The organism is uncultured Megasphaera sp. (assembly GCF_900539295.1).
In the GTDB taxonomy this organism is placed as follows: Bacteria; Bacillota; Negativicutes; order Veillonellales; family Megasphaeraceae; genus Megasphaera.
Genome location: NZ_UQBH01000027.1, coordinates 18,998 through 36,514, shown reverse-complemented (window position 1 = coordinate 36,514; position 17,517 = coordinate 18,998). Strand labels below are relative to the sequence as shown.

At 52.9% G+C, this 17,517-nt stretch carries 16 protein-coding genes; 11 read left to right on the top strand and 5 right to left on the bottom strand.

Annotation, left to right across the window (positions count from 1 at the left end):
- The first annotated feature begins 1 nt into the window (after nucleotide 1).
- The 3 genes from QZQ46_RS08790 (at nucleotide 2) to QZQ46_RS08780 (ending at nucleotide 2,857) form a co-directional block, all read left to right on the top strand.
- Nucleotides 2–1,051, top strand: coding sequence for an outer membrane insertion signal (locus QZQ46_RS08790; protein ID WP_296828964.1), 1,050 nt, complete (start codon nucleotides 2–4; stop codon nucleotides 1,049–1,051).
- A gap of 262 nt (nucleotides 1,052–1,313) precedes the next feature.
- Nucleotides 1,314–1,838: a ribosome hibernation-promoting factor, HPF/YfiA family gene (gene raiA / locus QZQ46_RS08785; RefSeq protein ID WP_296828962.1), complete on the top strand. Its 525-nt coding sequence runs from the start codon at nucleotides 1,314–1,316 to the stop codon at nucleotides 1,836–1,838.
- A gap of 416 nt (nucleotides 1,839–2,254) precedes the next feature.
- Nucleotides 2,255–2,857 (top strand): TetR/AcrR family transcriptional regulator, encoded by a 603-nt coding sequence (locus QZQ46_RS08780; RefSeq protein ID WP_296828960.1) that lies wholly within the window; start codon nucleotides 2,255–2,257, stop codon nucleotides 2,855–2,857.
- A 92-nt stretch (nucleotides 2,858–2,949) separates the two neighbouring features.
- On the opposite strand, the gene putP is transcribed toward QZQ46_RS08780, so the two are convergent.
- The 5 genes from putP to QZQ46_RS08755 form a co-directional block, all read right to left on the bottom strand.
- Nucleotides 2,950–4,455, bottom strand: a complete 1,506-nt coding sequence (gene putP / locus QZQ46_RS08775) for a sodium/proline symporter PutP (protein ID WP_296828958.1) — start codon at nucleotides 4,453–4,455, stop codon at nucleotides 2,950–2,952.
- Nucleotides 4,456–4,789: 334 nt separating this feature from the next.
- Complete coding sequence (locus QZQ46_RS08770) at nucleotides 4,790–5,446, bottom strand: DsbA family protein (RefSeq protein ID WP_296828956.1); 657 nt, start codon at nucleotides 5,444–5,446, stop codon at nucleotides 4,790–4,792.
- A 4-nt stretch (nucleotides 5,447–5,450) separates the two neighbouring features.
- A complete protein-coding gene (locus tag QZQ46_RS08765; protein ID WP_296828954.1) occupies nucleotides 5,451–5,810 on the bottom strand; it encodes a hypothetical protein in 360 nt (119 codons plus the stop codon).
- Nucleotides 5,810–6,679: an alpha/beta hydrolase gene (locus QZQ46_RS08760; protein ID WP_296828952.1), complete on the bottom strand. Its 870-nt coding sequence runs from the start codon at nucleotides 6,677–6,679 to the stop codon at nucleotides 5,810–5,812. The genes QZQ46_RS08765 and QZQ46_RS08760 overlap by 1 nt, the downstream gene beginning before the upstream one ends.
- A 6-nt stretch (nucleotides 6,680–6,685) precedes the next feature.
- On the bottom strand, nucleotides 6,686–7,708 hold the full coding sequence (locus tag QZQ46_RS08755; protein WP_296828950.1) for an NADH:flavin oxidoreductase: 1,023 nt from the start codon (nucleotides 7,706–7,708) through the stop codon (nucleotides 6,686–6,688).
- Nucleotides 7,709–7,841: 133 nt separating this feature from the next.
- Between QZQ46_RS08755 and QZQ46_RS08750 the strand changes: the two genes are divergently transcribed.
- The 8 genes from QZQ46_RS08750 (at nucleotide 7,842) to ftsX (ending at nucleotide 17,516) form a co-directional block, all read left to right on the top strand.
- Complete coding sequence (locus tag QZQ46_RS08750; RefSeq protein ID WP_296828948.1) at nucleotides 7,842–8,201, top strand: helix-turn-helix domain-containing protein; 360 nt, start codon at nucleotides 7,842–7,844, stop codon at nucleotides 8,199–8,201.
- 218 nt (nucleotides 8,202–8,419) lie between these two features.
- Entirely contained in the window at nucleotides 8,420–10,885 is a 2,466-nt protein-coding gene (gene secA / locus QZQ46_RS08745; protein WP_296828946.1) for a preprotein translocase subunit SecA, read from the top strand.
- Nucleotides 10,886–10,960: 75 nt separating this feature from the next.
- Nucleotides 10,961–12,071 (top strand): peptide chain release factor 2 gene (gene prfB / locus QZQ46_RS08740; protein ID WP_366134620.1). Its coding sequence is split into 2 segments (ribosomal slippage): nucleotides 10,961–11,017 and nucleotides 11,019–12,071, totalling 1,110 coding nucleotides; the frame shifts between segments, so codons are not numbered across the junction.
- Nucleotides 12,072–12,758: a DUF2993 domain-containing protein gene (locus QZQ46_RS08735; protein WP_296828944.1), complete on the top strand. Its 687-nt coding sequence runs from the start codon at nucleotides 12,072–12,074 to the stop codon at nucleotides 12,756–12,758.
- Between the two features lie 23 nt (nucleotides 12,759–12,781).
- The gene (locus tag QZQ46_RS08730; RefSeq protein WP_296828942.1) at nucleotides 12,782–14,830 is read left to right on the top strand and encodes a DUF5693 family protein; all 2,049 of its coding nucleotides are present in this window, start codon (nucleotides 12,782–12,784) and stop codon (nucleotides 14,828–14,830) included.
- Nucleotides 14,823–15,956, top strand: coding sequence for a polysaccharide pyruvyl transferase CsaB (gene csaB / locus QZQ46_RS08725; protein WP_296828940.1), 1,134 nt, complete (start codon nucleotides 14,823–14,825; stop codon nucleotides 15,954–15,956). The genes QZQ46_RS08730 and csaB overlap by 8 nt, the downstream gene beginning before the upstream one ends.
- Nucleotides 15,953–16,639, top strand: coding sequence for a cell division ATP-binding protein FtsE (gene ftsE, locus QZQ46_RS08720; RefSeq protein ID WP_296828938.1), 687 nt, complete (start codon nucleotides 15,953–15,955; stop codon nucleotides 16,637–16,639). Before csaB ends, ftsE begins: the two co-directional genes overlap by 4 nt.
- Nucleotides 16,629–17,516 (top strand): permease-like cell division protein FtsX, encoded by an 888-nt coding sequence (gene ftsX / locus QZQ46_RS08715; protein ID WP_296828936.1) that lies wholly within the window; start codon nucleotides 16,629–16,631, stop codon nucleotides 17,514–17,516. Before ftsE ends, ftsX begins: the two co-directional genes overlap by 11 nt.
- Nucleotide 17,517 lies beyond the last annotated feature (1 nt).

Below are 17,517 nucleotides of genomic sequence, written 5' to 3'. Positions count from 1 at the left end.
ATTGGCTGATGAATTCGCTGACGAACTCAACAACCTCGGCGTTCGCGTAAGCGCTTTGGAAAACCGCGTTGGCAATGTTAAATTGACCGGTGACGCTCGTGTTCGTTATATCTATCAGAAAAATTCTGTTGACAACGATAAATCTTGGGATTATCGTGTTCGTCTCCGTGCTAATGCACAGGTTAACGACCGCACGAAAGTAACCTATGGTATCGAATCCAACCATTCCTTCGCATCCAATGGTCCGGCTAACGAAAATGATTCCACTTACACCGACCGCGCTAACGTCGAATACCAGCTGGGTAAAGACTGGACCGTAACGGCTGGTCGTTATAACTATCAGATGGGCGGCGACAACGCTTACGGCTTCTTCTATGGCGATGTCTTTGATGGCGCTCAGCTCCAGTATAAAGGCGACAGCTTCGCTTTGACCGGTGGTTATGGTAAATTCAAGAAGAGCGAAGTAGTTGGTGAAGTTGACAAAAGCTCTAAGGTTTTAGATGGTGTTGATGGCGTTAAGACAGCGTATGGCGTTGTAGAAGGTTTCTTCGGCAACGGCTCGTCTATCGGCGGTTACTACAACAACTTTATGGCTGGCGGAGTACATCGCGATAATGAAAGCGGCACTGCTTTCAATTTCGATGACGCTTGGGGCGCTTATGCAAGCATCGACCTCGGCAGCAATTGGAATGCTTTGGCTAACTACGAAAAATACAGCAGCAAGACTGGCAACGACGATCCTGAAGTTTGGGTCGGTAAATTGACCTACGGTGCTGCTAACTTCGCTACGCCGAAGTCTTGGGACATCTGGGTTGAATACCTCAATGCTGATGACGGTTTCGCTAATGCATCCGGTGATTTCCTTGGCTCGACGAACAGCTGGAGAAACGATGACCTCATGAACAACGTAAAATCTTGGGGTGCCGGCATCGACTATACCTTCGCTAAGAACGCACAGTTCCAGGTAATGCAGACCTTTGCTTCTGAAGCTAAGGTTGGCAACACGGACCCTGAAGAAGAAACGCGTGCACAGTTCGTATTCGTATTCTAATCCTTAGATTACCGATACTCGCTTTACAATCAAAAGGCTCTGTCTTCGGACAGGGCCTTTTTTTGTACGCCTTTTGAACTCTGTCTGAGGAATATCTTCTGGGGGAAAAGAATATTTTTCGAAGGAATGTAAAGTTTTTCTGTTTTTTGAGAAGGATTTCGCCCTTTCTTGTTGAATACTATAAGTATAAGGGAGGCTGAATGGAACGGAGTCATCCTCCGGATTCCAGGCGGACTCTCTCCACGAAAGGAAGGGATGTTTTATGGCAATCATCGTTAGAGGTAAGAATTTAGAAATTACACCGGCCTTGAAAGATCACGTTGAAAAACAGGAAAAGAAAGTCACGAAATACTTTGATAACGAAGTCACTGTCCAGGCCCTGCTTTCTGTAGAAAAAGACCGTAAAGTTGCTGAAATCACGTTGAAAGTTGACGGCGTCGTCCTCCGCGGCGTCGAAGGCAACGACGATATGTATGCTGCTATCGACTTAGTCTACGATAAGCTGGTCCGCCAAATCCATAAATACAAGACGAGAATCGCCCGCCGCATGAAGAAAGGCACCTTCAACGCCGCCCTCATCGAAGGCCCGGCTGCACCGGAAGAATCCTTTGAAGTCGCTCGCGTCAAAAAGTTTGCAGCTCGTCCCATGGATGTTGAAGAAGCTATCTTGCAGATGAACCTCGTCGGCCACGACTTCTTCGTATTCCTCAATTCCAAGACCGACACCATCAGTGTCGTCTATAAACGGAAACACGGGAAATACGGCCTCATCGAACCGGAATACTAAGCCTCGATGATCCCTCGGAATACAATTTAATATATGACCGAAAAACGACCCTCAACCGAATCCGGTTGGGGGCCGTATTGCGTCTTATGGGCCGGAAAGGACCCTTCTTCGTCCTATTTTTTCAGATTTCGCATGGCAGCCATGTTCAGTCAGTCTTGACAACAAAAATATTTTGCCCTTCCGTTGCCAATGTCGGAAGAGGTGCCGGTAATAAAGATGGTTTTCATCTTGTTTTCCTTTCTTTTTATAAGGGTTTTAAGTCTTTTGAGATGGATTTGTTATGGCAGCGGGAAAGGGGATCGACAAGGGTCCATATGGGTCTGCATGGGACTTATGCTACACTTATATAAAAAAGGGTAGCGAAAAAGTAACGAAAAAATGATACAATAAGGGAAAGTCAGAAAGGAGGCTAGCATATGAAGTTAAGCGGTCATAAAGACCTGCGCGTACAAAAGACGATTCAGTCGATTCGGACGGCCTTTTCGGTCATGCTCTTAAAGGAGGATTATCGGAAGATCACCGTTACGGCCCTTTGCCGTCAGGCTGTGATTAATAAAAAGACCTTTTATCGCTACTACGATAGTGTCGATGCCCTGCTGGAAGAAATACTCAGTGAATTTTCCAAGGGCTATGTCGACCTCATTGCCGATTATCGGGTGCCGGAGGATCTGGATAAGATCAACGCTGCTTTTTTCCATTATGCTGTCCATCAAGGGCCGCTGTATGAAAAAATCCTCTGTGCCGTATCGTACCAGCACCTGAGCAGTCACTTGGTGGAAGAATATATTGCCAAGAGCTGGGGGAAGGCTCCGGCCTTTCAGAATTTGAGCCCCGGCGAACAGGAACTGTTTACGACTTTCGTTCATGCGACGGGACTTTCCATGTATCGTCAATGGGTCGAAGGCGGGAAAAAACTTCCCATCGAAGAGGTCATTGAGATCAGCTACAAAGTGCTGAGCCAAGGCACATCAGGCTTGGTACAAGGGAATACTCCCGACGCGTCCGACAAGGCGCAGTAAGGGCATAAAAAAATGCAGTCATCCATGGGGGTGACTGCATTTGTATTTTGTGAACGAATAACAGGGGTCTGACTGCCTGATGCCGACGAGGCTTAGTCGTCTTCGCTGTGGAGGACGCTGATCTTGGGTGCGTGATGGATGGCCTGATCGAATTCGTCCTGGATTTCCTGGCTGGCTCCGCCTTCGAGCTTGCTGACGATGTAGATGGCGGCCAGGGAGAAGAGGAAGCCCGGTACGATTTCATAGAGGCCGAACCAATTGAACTGCTTCCAAATGAGGACCGTCAGGCCGCCGACGATGATGCCGGCCAGGGCCCCGTTTTTGGTCATCTTCTTCCAGTAGAGGGAGAGGAGGATCGTCGGGCCGAAGGCAGCACCGAAACCGGCCCAGGCGTAGGAAACCATGGTCAGGATGTAGCTGTTGGGGTTGAGAGCCATGACGATGGCCAGGGCCGAGACGACGAGGACCGTCAGGCGGCTGACGTAAATGAGTTCCTTGTCACTGGCATTCTTGCGGACGAAGGTGTGGTAGAAGTCTTTGGAAATAGCCGACGCCGTAACCAGGAGCTGGGACGAAGCCGTACTCATGACGGCAGCTAAGACGGCCGACAAGATGAGGCCCGTGGCAAAGGGCGGGAAGAGTTGACCGCTCATGACTAAGAATACTTTTTCCGAATCGGCGCCGGTAAGGGGCGTCGTGAGTACGACTTTGCCGACGAGGCCGACCAGGACGGCAGCCGCCAGGGAGATGACGACCCAGGTCATGGCGATGTGCTTCGATTTCTTTAATTCCTTGGGGTCGCCGATGGCCATGAAGCGGACCAGAATGTGAGGCTGACCGAAGTAGCCTACGCCCCAGGCCAGGGCGGAAATGATGCCGATAATGCCTGTCGTCGACGTATCGGGGACCATGTCCAAGAGGTTCGGTGCCGTGTCGGCCAGGCGGGTCATGACGGCTTCGCCGCCGCCAAAGGCAATCATACCGACGACGGGGACTAGGACGATGGCCAGGAACATCATGCAGCCCTGGATGAAGTCGGTCCAGCAGACGGCCATGAAGCCGCCCAGGAAGGTGTAAACGACGACGACGCCGGCGCTGAGGACCAGGGCGGAGAAGTAATCCATGCCGAAGACCGATTCAAAGAGCTTGCCGCCGGATACGAAGCCTGACGAGGTATAGATGAGGAAGAAGACTAAGATGAAGATGGCGGAAATGATGCGGATGATGTTGTTTTCATCGTGGAAGCGGTTTTTTAAATAGTCCGGCATGGTCAGGCTGTTATTGGCCACTTCCGTATAATTGCGCAGGCGCTGGGAGACGAAGTGCCAGTTGAGGTAGGTGCCGATGGCGATGCCGATGGCAATCCACGACGCCGAAATACCTGTCGAGTAGGCAAAGCCGGGCACGCCCATGAGCATCCAGCCGCTCATGTCGGACGCTTCGGCACTCATGGAAGTAATCCACGGCCCCAGGCTGCGGCCGCCGAGAATATAGTCGCTCAGCCGCTGTTGGGAGCGGGAATAATAAATGCCGATTGCCAGCATGGCCCCGAGGTAGAGGACGAAGGCGGCCAAGATGGGCACATTATACTGCATCATAATGGTGAAAACCCCTTTCAATATATTACGATATATTATAAAGAATACATAAAGAATAAACCTATTTTAGCATATTCATGCGTCCTTGTATAGAATTTGTCAAGATGGAGAAGGCAATTTATTTTCAATGGTCGGGAAAAAAGGAAGCCTTCTGTCACGGCAAAACCGTTCCCTATAAGATGATATAAATTAGGGGACTGGCGGCGATGGCAAAGGGCTGGTCGCGCCACTTTTTGCGGAGCGGAAAATCTTCGTCTGCCGAAGGGGTTGTTTTTGAAGCACCCTCCATGAGAACAGGGCTGTACGGAAGGCCGTACAGCCCTGTTGGATGCCCTCAGGCGTCAAGCTTGTCTATCAGACTTATGAAGGTGTCATAACTTGCCATGCCGGAGACGAGGAGGGATTTTTTTCCGCCTTGAATTAGAACCGTCGGCAACTGGCGAATTCCGAGGGACTGTGTCAGTTCAAGGTCTTTTTGGAAGGCTTCGGCGGCACGGCCGTCTTCAAAGCAGATCCGGAACTGCTCCGGGTCTAAGCCGGCATCAGCTGCTACGGCGATAAGTTCATCGGTTCTCGTCGTCTGCCGTGTCTCGACGATGGTGGCTCGGCGAAGCTTCAAGAGAAAGGCCGAGGCCTTTTCGGGACAGCAAAGCTCGGCTGCTTTGTAGGCGATGCAAAGGGGGTAGGAGGAACGGTGGCCGGCATCGAAAAGATGGAAGCCGTCCATATTGATCGGAAGGCCGCCGATGGCTTCTTCTCCTTTGTAAATTTGGGCCAGACGCTGGTTATAGAGCCGGATGCCTTCTTCGGCAGGCAGGGCTCTTTCTTCGGGCACCATGAAATCACTGACATCTCGGACGAGGCCGCTCATGACGTAGTGGAAGACGAGGCGGTCGCCGAAATGGTCTGCCAGTTTTTCGTAGACCGGTTTCTGTTCATAAGAAAGTCCCATCATGGGGTCGGTAAAGGTGGTGAGAACAATTTTTTCCATGGCATCACCGATAGGGACTGTCGATAAATTGACCATTGGTCGACCAAGTTTTTATATCGTCGAACTTGATGTAGATGTTTTCCGGCAAAATGCCGAGGACGTCCTGAAAGGCAGCGGTCATCTCGGCAGCGAAGACGCCGAAGCCGGCGTGATCGGGGCGGCCGAAGAGGGAGGCTTCGATATACGCGATTTTCCAGGTGTCCTTGCCGCGGAGGTGGAGGCGGCAGTTATCTTCAATCCCGAAGAGGAGATAGTTTTCGTTTAAGCCGGGAATGGCCTCGATGGCTTTTCCCAGGCGGGATTTGAGTTCTATTTCTTGGTCGCGACTGACCGGTACGTTTACTTTGGCCATGACAAAAGGCATTAGGCAGCCCTCCATTCTTGTAATTGAGCTAAAATCTTGTCGGCGACTTCCTGATGCTTCATCTGGTAGGTATGGCCTGTCTTTTCAATGAAAATCAGTGAATTCGCTGCTGCCGTCGGCATATGGTTATTGAGGTTTCTTAAAAAGTCAGACGGATCGCCGTCGGTGAAGTTATCATACGTGCCTACCAGGAGGGCTCCCGTATGGGACAAGGCGGAGGCCTGTGAAAAATCCCCGTCTTTTGCGGTGTGGACATTGTTGAGCAGGCCGGAGAACTGCCAGTCCCAGGCCGTGTTGGCAATGCAGGTTACCCAGCCCATGAAGAGGAAGGGCAGCATTTTGTCGCCGTCTCCGCGCTCGACTTGTTCTTTGATCCACTCTTTTTCGCGGTTGGTGACGCCGGACATCATGTAGGTCAGGTTGGCCGGCGACAGGAGGAAGAAGTGTTCTACCCGCTTATCGTGATTTCGTGACAGGTAGTAAATGACCTTATTGGCTCCGAGGGAATGGCCGCCAAGGATGATGTGTTTATATCCTTCTTTTTGGGCAAAGGTAATGTATGCGTCGAGGTCGTCGTCGGTATAGGCAAAGCGTTCGTTCCACGAGCCGATCGTTTCCTCCTTGCCGGTATGTACATTGACCGTCGGGATTTCACTGAAGGCGTTGTTGGTCTGGGCGTAGATGAAGTCGATGTCACCGCTGTTCAGGGTATCGCCGATGTTGTAATAAAAAGGGTTGGAATAAAAATTGCCGTGGATGCCGGTGATGGCAATCATGACGGTATCGGATCGGCGTTCTTTTTGGCTGCGAAAGAGAACGCCGTTTAAGACGACGCCGCGTTTGGTCGGCACGTTCAGTTGAAACATCATGACTTGTCAGTCCTTTCTGAAAATGCATTTGTGAGACGGAGACGAATAACAGCCGTTGCAGGACACACAGGCCGATACGGTCGTCTCACCGCTTTCTAATTTATTCGGCAGATCCGGTTCCCGTAAAAGAGGACGGGAGAGGGCGATCATTTCGATTTTCGTTTTGTTCAGGACCTCTTCCATCGTATCGAGGCTTCTCAACCCGCCGACGAGGATGACCGGCACGTCTGTTTCGGCGGCCAGCTTGGCGGCAAAGGGGGCGAAGTAGGCTTCGTTTTGATGGGGACGGATGCCGGGGACGGACGTTCCGTTGCCGCTGACTTCGATGGAGTCGAGGCCGGCCTGACAGAGGTGACGGCACATATCGAGGCTTTGAGCCGCGTCTAAGCCGCCGGCCATGAAGTCATTGCTGTTGATCTTGGCCGTGATATGCAGGGTCGGAGCCTTTTCCCGGATGGCCTTTATGATTTCTGTGACCAGTCTCGTCCGGTTCTCCGTGCTGCCGCCGTATTCGTCTGTCCGATGGTTGACCAAGGGCGAGACCAAACGGCTCAAGAAGAAGAAGTGGGCGACGTGGATTTGGACGCCGTCAAAGCCTGCTTTTTCAGCGCGAAGGGCAGCGTCGATGAATTGATCCCGCACCCAGTGGAGTTCTTCCGTCGTCATGTCGTCAGGCTCTACTTGCTCGAAGCTGTTTCCGACCGGACGGTAGTAAGCGCCGAGGGCGAGCTGGGTGATGACCGGGATTCCTTGGGCGTGGATGATATCGGTCAACTTTTTGTACTGGGGAATGAGGGCGTCGTCGGAAAGGCGCATCATGCCGCCGAAGTAATAGTCGTTGGCAGCTACGCTGGTAAAGCCGGTGATGATGATGCCGACGCCGCCTTTGGCAATCTCATCGTAGATGCTGTAGGCTTCTTCGGTGACGCTGCCGTCGCGGTTGGCGATGCCTTCCCAGGTTGCTGAGCGTACCAGACGGTTTTTGGATTTCAAATTTTTTAAGGTTATGTTGTCAAAGAGGTGCTTCATTATTTTTTCACTCCTATCAGATTGTCGTATTAGATTGATTTTTCGTTCTGCCTACATTATAATTAGAAACGTAGAAAAAACAAGAAGAGAGATTTTTCTTCGTAACTATAAAAAATATAGTAAAGGTGATTTTATGAGAAAAAAGCCGCTTCCGAAAGAACAGAACATCTATGAAACAGACTGCCCGATTCTCTATGCTATGGAGATTATCGGACAGAAATGGAAACTCCCGATTTTGTGGTATATGGCCGATGCCGAGAACCAGACCCTGCGCTATCGGGAATTGGAACGAAAAGTCGTGGGCATTACGCCTACCATGCTGACCAAGTGCCTGCGGGAATTGGAACAGGACAAGCTGGTGAAACGAAAGCAGTACAGTACGATTCCGCCGACCGTCGAGTATTCTCTGAGCGAACGGGGAAAGACATTGATTCCGTCACTCGACTCGATTTATGAATGGGCTGAAGCGCAGTTGATGTCGAGCGGCGAATGAGAGCCCGGTCAAAAAAAGGCGGGCAATCCTCGTGTATAAAAAGAAAATAAAAAGGGGGCAGACAGCGGCGCTGAGAGCGGGCGAAGTGCAGAAAAATGGCGGAGCTGCCTAATTTCCCCCAATCTATTGCAAAGTATGACGCTCACGGGGTATAATGTATAATTGATATGATATAACAGAGTAAATTGCAGATTTTGTAAATTGGAGGTCTCGGATAGGTGTTAAATAAACTCATACAAAGACTGCTCGGAAATAATACGGAGCATGAACTGAAGAAGATGTGGCCCATCGTTCGCCGCATCAATGATCTGGAGCCGAAATTAGCCGGATTGAGCGATTCGTCGCTGCAGGAAAAGACCTTTGAATTCAAAAATCGCTTGGCAGCCGGTGAAACGCTGGATGACATTTTGCCCGAAGCATTTGCCGTCGTTCGTGAAGCATCGCGTCGTGTGACGGGGATGCGTCATTTTGACGTCCAGATCCTGGGCGGCATCGTCCTCCATCGCGGAGATATCGCCGAAATGCGCACCGGTGAAGGGAAGACCTTGGTTGCCTCCCTTCCGGTATACCTCAATGCCTTGACCGGAAAAGGCGTTCACGTCGTCACCGTCAATGACTACCTGGCTACCCGTGACAGCGAAGACATGGGCCGTATCTATAAGTTCCTCGGCTTGTCCGTAGGCCTTATCGTCCACGATCTCACCTATGATCAGCGCCGCCGTGCTTATAACGCCGACGTCACCTATGGGACGAACAATGAATTCGGTTTCGACTATTTGCGTGATAACATGGTCATCAGTGCCGACCAGATGGTACAGCGCCCCCTCAATTACTGTATCGTCGACGAAGTGGACTCAATCCTCATCGACGAAGCGCGGACGCCGCTCATCATTTCCGGCCCTGGTGAAAAATCGACGGAGTTGTACAGTACCCTGGCTGCCATCGTCAAGCACTTCGATAAAGAAGACTACACGATGGATGAAAAGCAAAAGACCATCGCCCCGACCGATTCCGGTGTCGCCAAGGTTGAAAAGATGCTGGGCATCAGCAACATGTTCGACAACGAACACCTCGACTTGAACCACTTGGTCATCCAGGCCCTGCGGGCCCGCTTCATGATGCACCGAGATAAGGATTACGTCGTAAAGAACGGCGAAATCGTCATCGTCGACGAATTTACGGGCCGCCTCATGTTCGGCCGCCGTTACAGCGATGGCCTCCATCAGTCTATTGAAGCCAAGGAAGACGTCAAGGTCCAGGGCGAAAGCAAGACCCTGGCTACCATTACCTTCCAGAACTACTTCCGTATGTACGACAAGCTGGCCGGCATGACCGGTACGGCTAAGACGGAAGAAGACGAATTCAATAAGATTTATAAGCTCGACGTCTACGTCATCCCGACGAATAAACCGGCTATCCGTAAGGACTTGCCCGACGTCATCTATAAGACCAAGAACGCCAAGTACCGTGCCGTTGTACGAGAAGTCATCAAGCGCCACGCTACGGGCCAGCCGATCTTGGTCGGCACGACGTCGATCAATCAGTCGGAAATCTTAAGTCAGCTCCTCAATAAAGAAAACATCGTTCACAACGTGCTGAACGCTAAGTATCACGAAAAAGAAGCCGAAATCATTAAGAACGCCGGTCAGCGCGACATGGTCACCATTGCTACCAACATGGCCGGCCGCGGCACGGACATCAAGCTCGGCGAAGGTGTTGCCGACCTGGGCGGTCTCATGATCATCGGTACGGAACGCCACGAAAGCCGCCGTATCGACAATCAGCTGCGCGGCCGTGCAGCTCGTCAGGGCGACCCCGGTACGACCCAGTTCTTCCTGTCCCTCGAAGACGACTTGATGCGTATTTTCGGTTCGGAAAACATTTCCCGCTTCATGGATAAGCTGGGCATGGACGAAGACGAACCGATTACGGCCAACATGATCACCCGGTCTATTGAAAAGGCCCAGAAGAAGGTCGAAAGCCACAACTTTGAAATCCGTAAATACGTCCTTGAATATGACGATGTCATGAACCAGCAGCGTGAAGTCCTCTACAACCAGCGCCGCCAGGTCCTGACGACCGATGACCTCAAGGATACGATCATGGGCATGGTCGACGACATCATTTTGGCTGAACTCGACAAGTATGCCGACGAAAAACTCTATCCTGAAGAATGGGATTTTGCCGGCCTCTTGGCTCAGATGCAGCAGTACTTCGTACCGAAACACGCTGTGACCGTCGAAGAACTGGAAAACATGAGCCGCGTCGAAGTTCAGGAAAAATTGAAGAAAATCGCTGTCGATCTCTATGAAGAACGGTTCAATGAATTTGGCGAACAGACCATGAAGGAACTGGAACGGGCCGTCATGCTCCGCGTCGTCGACAGCAAGTGGATGGACCACCTGGACGCCATGGATGCCCTCAAAGAAGGGATCAACCTCCGGGCCTACGGGCAGAAGAACCCCTTGGTCGAATACAAGTTTGAAGCGTACGAAATGTTTGCCGAAATGGTAGAATCAATCAAACGGACGGTCATCACCTTCCTGTACCACATTCAGGTCACGTACAGCAAGCCTGTTCCTCAGGCCGAAGACCACCTGCAGGGAGCCCATGAAGTCCACGAAGAAAGCAAACCCGTCAGTGCCGAAGACATCGAGAAAGATGAAGAACGGGAACGGGAATAAAATGAACCGTCTGTAAGACGACGGATAAACGATATTTAACTGAAAAGTTGGTGATTAATTGTGTTATTGGATGAAATGCGTAAACCGCTGGAAGATTTAAAACAAAGAATACAAGAAATCGGGGATTCACTTTAACTTACCTCGGAAAAGAGAACGTATCATGGATTTAGATATCCAGATGAGCGACCCCTCATTCTGGAACGACCCGGACAAGGCTAAACAGGTTTCCCAGGAAGCGACCCTGCTCAAGACGGAAGTCGAAGGTCATGAAACGCTGGTCCGCAAGGCCGACGACCTCATCGACTACCTCGACATGGCCATGGAAGAAGGCGATGCCTCCTTTGCAGCCGACATCGAAAGCCAGTATCATGAACTTTTGCGGGACATCGAAAAGCGGGAAGTTCTCCTGCTCCTGTCCGGCGAGTACGACAACTGCAATGCCCTCATTACCTTCCACGCCGGTGCCGGCGGAACGGAAGCCCAGGACTGGGCGCAGATGCTGATTCGCATGTATACCCGCTGGGCCGAACGGAACGGTTATAAACTGACCGTCCTCGACATGCAGCCCGGCGACGAAGCGGGCATCAAGAGCGCTGCCTTCCGCGTCGAAGGCGACTACGCCTACGGCTATTTGAAATCGGAAAAAGGCGTTCACCGCCTGGTCCGCATTTCTCCTTTTGACGCCGCAGCCCGCCGTCATACGTCCTTTACGGCTGTCGATGTCATGCCGGAACTGCCGGACGATGTCGAAGTCGAAATCAATATGGACGACGTCCGCGTCGACTACTTCCGCGCCTCCGGTGCCGGCGGCCAGCACGTCAACAAGACGAGTTCCGCCGTCCGCATGACCCACATTCCCACGGGCATCGTCGTCCAGTGTCAGAATGAACGGTCTCAGCTCCAGAATAAAGAAATGTGCTTGAAATACTTACGGGCCAAACTCTTTGAACTGGAACAGGAAAAGCAGGAAAAACTGAAAGCCGAAATCGGCGGCGTCCACCAGGCTATCGAATGGGGGAGCCAGATTCGCTCCTATGTATTCCACCCGTACAACCTGGTCAAGGATCATCGGACCAACGTCGAAACGGGGAATATTCAGGCCGTCATGGACGGCGACCTCGATATCTTTATCGAAGGTTACTTACAGCAAGCTAAGGAAAAGAAGTTATCAAAGCAGGAGCTTTAAATGAAGAGATGGATCATTGTCTGTACCCTCGTGGCAGTCTTTTTGGTCGGCGCCAACGCCTTTGCGCCCCAACTGGCCGAGGCCGGTCTGTCACAGGCTTTGTCTGCTAAATTTAATTTGCAAAATGATGACGTCCGCGTCCAGGCATCGCCGGGAGCTAAGATTTTTATCGGCGATATCGACGCGGTTACCGTTCATGCTACGAATTTTATGGCCGGCGATTTGAGGTTCGCTAATTTTGACAGCAACCTCTACGGCGTCCACTTCGAGCCCTTGCAGGCCCTGGTGTATCAGGAACTGCGCGTGAACCGCGTCGAAAGCGGGGATATGGCGGCGTCCATTCGCCGGGAAGACCTGGAGAACTACTTGGTCAAGAAAATCGATGGCCTGACCGACCCGAGCGTCTCTTTTGAAGGCGATTCGGTCCGCGTTCAGGGAAAGGTCAAGCTCGGCGGACTGGTGTCGGCCCGGGCTGACGTCCTCGGCCATTTCGGCATGAAGGGGACGAAATTGATGTTCATCCCCGAGACGGTCACCGTCGAAGGCCTGGGCATGCAGGTCAGCTCGACCAAGCTGGCCAGCGCAGAGATTTACGATTTTACGGATTTCCCCTTGGGAATCCAGCCTGATCGCGTCGTCCTGCACGACGATCTTCTGACCATTCACGGCCAGGTGAGCAATTCATAGATAAGGTGAAGAGAATGACAAACATGAATAAACGCAGTATGCGGGTCATGATGCTGGCCGTATTGATCGGCCTCATCATCGCTATCGGCCTGTGCATACAGCGCAATGCCGTAGAAACACAGTCGACGACAATTGAACAGGCGATGGACTTCGATGCCGTCGTCCTTATGGCCCGTAATGACGGCTACGATTTGGACACTGCCCTGCAGATGGCCCGCGACGCCGGAGTTACGAGCTTTACCATTTATGATACGACGCTCAACAAGCTGACCCAGCGCGGCGAGTTGTCGCTCATTACCCGATTGGGGGCTGAGCTCTATTATCCCCAGTTCGGCATTACGGATCACTCGTATGACTACTATCTCATCGGCAAGCCCCAGGGCCAGCAGGACCTCTATTTTGATGAAGTCGTGTCAGACCTCAAAGTGCGCCTTGGCAGCGATAAGGTCAAGGTCATGTCCAACGGATCCTACCGCATTGCCGGCCTCAAAGGCGTCATGCCCGGCCTTGGCGATGTCAACTTGGGCATCATGAGCGCCGATGCCAAGATCATCAGCGACCACGGCTTCTACGTCATCCTGCGGCCGACGAATTACAGCAACCCGACGAAAGAAGAGGTGGCTCATTTCTTCGAACGGGCCGACAAGATTCAGAACGTATCGGGCATCATGTTCGTCGGAAAAGAAGTCCTGGGCTATACGCCTGTCGCCGGAGAACGAAAGGATATGCTCGACTATACGGCGGATAATTTGAACAGCCGCGACATTCCTTTCTACATGATCGAATCCGTCGATCAGCTCCAGTACAACCGGCAGGACGGCATGTACGACTTGTCGGGCCTCGTTCATTACCGGACGGCCCGGGTCTACGCCATGGCTAAGGAAGAACTGGAAAAGATTACGCCGGAAGAAGCGGCTATGCGCTTTTACATCAGCGACCTCGAACGAAACGTCCGAGTCAATCTCTACCCCTTGTATAAGAAGCCCCTTCACGGCATGAATCTGACCCAGACCAACTTGTCCTACATCAAGACCGTATCGGATAAGCTGACCGAACGAGGCTATACCCTCGGCCGGGCTTCGGTCATGGAATCGTACTACCCGAACCGCCTGCTCCTGGCCCTGGTGGCAGCGGCAGCAGCCTGCGGCTTCGTCTTCGTCCTCAACCTGCTCATCCCCTTGAAGGATCGGCAGAACTATATCCTCATGGCCCTTGGCATCATCGTCGCCGTCATCGGCGCCTTCGTCGCCAAAGGAGCCTTGTTCCTCCAGACCTGGGCCATCGGCTGTGCGTCTGCAGCGCCGACAGCAGCCATCCTCTTGTCCCTGGATCACTGGAAAAAGAAGAAGCTTACGGAAAAACTCGGCTACGGCCGGGTCATCCGCGACGGCACCTTAGGCCTCTTCTTTGCCGTTGCCGTCTCCATGATCGGCGGCCTCTATATCGCCGCCATGCTGGGCAACATCCGCTTCTTCATGGAATTTGATTTTTACCGCGGCGTCAAACTGACCTTCATCCTGCCGCTGCTCTTAGTGGCCATCGGCTATCTGAGCCGGTTCCCCCTCATGGGGCAGACCATCGCTTCGCCGGCAGATCTCAAGGTCTTTGCCAAGGATTTCCTCAACATCCCCATTAAGATGGGGACCATCCTGCTCCTCGGCGTCATTGCCGTAGTCGGCATCATCTTTGTCGGCCGCAGCGGCCATACGTCGGGCGTTCCCGTTCCGGGAATCGAAGTCGCCATGCGCCGCTTCTTAGAAAATGTCATGTACGCTCGTCCCCGGGAAAAGGAATTTCTCGTCGGCCATCCGAGCTTTTATCTCATGGTGGCAGCCCTGTACCGTAAATGGCCGCAGCTGCTGCACTTCTTCCTGGTCATCGCCGCCGCCATCGGCGTCGGTTCCATGGTTGAAACCTTTGCCCATATCCGGACGCCTTTCCTCATGTCCTTCATCCGCGGCATCAACGGCTGGGTGACGGGGATGGTCATCGGCATCGCCCTGATCATCGCCATCGCCATCGTCCGCTACGTCACGACGTGGCTGGGAAAGCAGGTGGACCATCGTGACTAGGGTCGTCATTTCCGGCTATTACGGCTTTGCCAACGCCGGCGACGAGGCCATGCTGGCCGCCATCGTCGGTTCGTTAAAGGACATCATTCCCGACGTGGATATTACGGTCATTACCGGCAACTGCCGAATGACTCGGGAAAATCATAAGGTACAGGCTGTTCATCGCCTGAATTTCTTCGCTATCGCAGCGGCCATTCGCCGCTGTGATATTCTTATAAGCGGCGGCGGCAGCCTGCTCCAGGATGTGACCAGCGCCCGCAGCCTCTATTATTACCTGTGGATCATGAAGATCGCCTTATTTTTCAAAAAGCCGGTCATGCTCTATGCCCAGGGTATCGGTCCCGTCCGCGGTGTAAAGGCCCGGGAAGCTGTCCGGAAAGTCCTGCAAAAGGTGGCTGTCATCGGCGTCCGCGACAGGGAATCGAAGGCCGAACTTACGGCTATGGGCGTCACCCGTCCGCCGATCCACGTGACGGCCGACGCCGTCTTGTCCATGCATCCCGTCGATAAGCACATCGGCCTCGATATCTTGGAACGAAACGGCATTACCGGCAGTCGGCGGCGGGTAGGTATTGCCGTCCGCAACTGGCAGGGCCATCAGGCCTATAAAGAGGCCATTGCCAAGGCTGCCGACGAGCTTCAGGAACGAGAAGACGTCGACATCATTTTCATTCCCATGCAGTATCCCGAAGACGCCGCTGCCGGCCGCGACATTGCCGGCCGCATGAAAAGGGCAGCTGTCGTCCTCGAAGACCGTTACACGACGGTCGAATTCATGTCCCTCATGGGCTGCATGGACGCCGTCGTCGCCAACCGCCTTCACGCCCTCATCTTTTCGGCCCTCATGGAAGTTCCCGCCGTGGCCATTTCCTATGATCCGAAAATCGACAGCTTCATCCATCTCATCGGCGATAAGGTCTGCGGGACGACGGAAACGGTAACGGCTGAGGCCGTCGCAGACCGGGTCAGTGAAAAGCTGGCTCCGGGCGAACTCGATCCGGCCATCAAGGCCCGCCTCAACCACCTGCGCCGCCAATCTCTGCGCAATGCCTATTTGGCCCTGCGCATCCTGGAAGGGCGGGGCGGTGTCCGCAAACGTCTCGAACAGCATCGGAGGTCTCTATGATTGAATTTAAGAATATATCCAAGGTCTACGACAATGGTTCCATTGCCCTCGACCAGGTGTCCCTTCATATCGGCAAGGGCGAATTCGTCTTCGTCGTCGGCGCCAGCGGTGCCGGCAAGTCGACCCTGATCCGCCTCTTGTCCCACGAAGAACTGCCGACCCAGGGTTCGGTCTTCGTCAACGGCATCGAAGTCAACCGACTGGCCAAGAAGAGCGTTCCTTACCTGCGCCGCAAGATGGGCATCGTCTTTCAGGATTTCCGCCTCCTGCCGAATAAGACGGCTCAGGAAAATGTGGCCTTTGCCATGGAAGTCATCGAAGCGCCGCGCCGCGTCATTCGCCGCCGGGTCCGGGAAGTCCTCGATCTGGTCGGCCTCATCGGGAAAGCCGACGCTTTGCCGAAAAACCTCAGCGGCGGGGAACAGCAGCGCGTGGCCATTGCCAGAGCCATCGTCAATCGGCCGCTCTTACTGATTGCCGACGAACCGACAGGGAACCTCGACCCTGACACGTCGAAGGATATTATGGAAGTTTTTAAGAAAATCAACCACATGGGAACGACGGTCCTCATGGTAACCCATGACAAGACCTTAGTCGACATGATGAATAAACGCGTTATCGAATTGGACGAAGGCAAGGTCGTCCGCGATGAGCAGCGAGGAGGATACGACGATGAAAATTAGAACCATGCACTACTACACCGTCGCCGCCTTCCAGTCTTTTTGGCGCAACCGCTTCATGTCGGTGGCATCCATTGCAACGGTGGCCTTGTCCTTGTTCATCTTGGGCATCTTCATGACCCTCGTCGCCAATCTCGACTATTTTGCTGAAAATCTCGAAAGTCAGGTCGAAATCACGGTCTACCTCAAGGACAATGTGACCCAGGCCGACATCGACAGCGTCGCCCATCGCCTCCAGGCTTTGCCCGACGTCAAGTCGGTCACCTTTACCGATAAGAATCAGGCCATGGATATTTTAAAGGAGCGCATGAAAGATCAGCCGGGCATCCTCGACGCCCTGGAAGGGAAGAACCCCTTGCCTAGCTCCTATGAAGTGACCTTTACCCAGCCTGAGGCCGTCCGGAGAACGGCGGACATCGTCGCCGACTACCCCGAAGTCGAAGGGACTCACTACGGCCAGGAAATCATCGAACAGCTCTTCCGGATCACGACTATCATCCGTTGGGGCGGCATTGCCCTCATCGTCTTCCTGACCCTGGCCATGCTGTTCATCATTTCCAATACGATCCGCCTGACCGTCTTTGCCCGGCGTAAAGAAATCGCTATCATGAAGTACGTCGGTGCGACGAACTGGTTCATCCGCTGGCCCTTCCTCTTGGAAGGCCTGTTCCTGGGCTTTATCGGCGGCGTCATTGCCGACATCGCCCTCTATCAGTTCTACGATTTTGCCGTCTCGGCGATCCATCAGTCCCTGGCCTTTTTGCCGATGGTCAGCGTCTTTCCCTTTATGTACCGCACGGCAGGCGTCCTGTTAATCATCGGCATGGTCATCGGGGCCATTGGCAGTACGATTTCTCTGAAACGCTATATGAAGGTGTAAT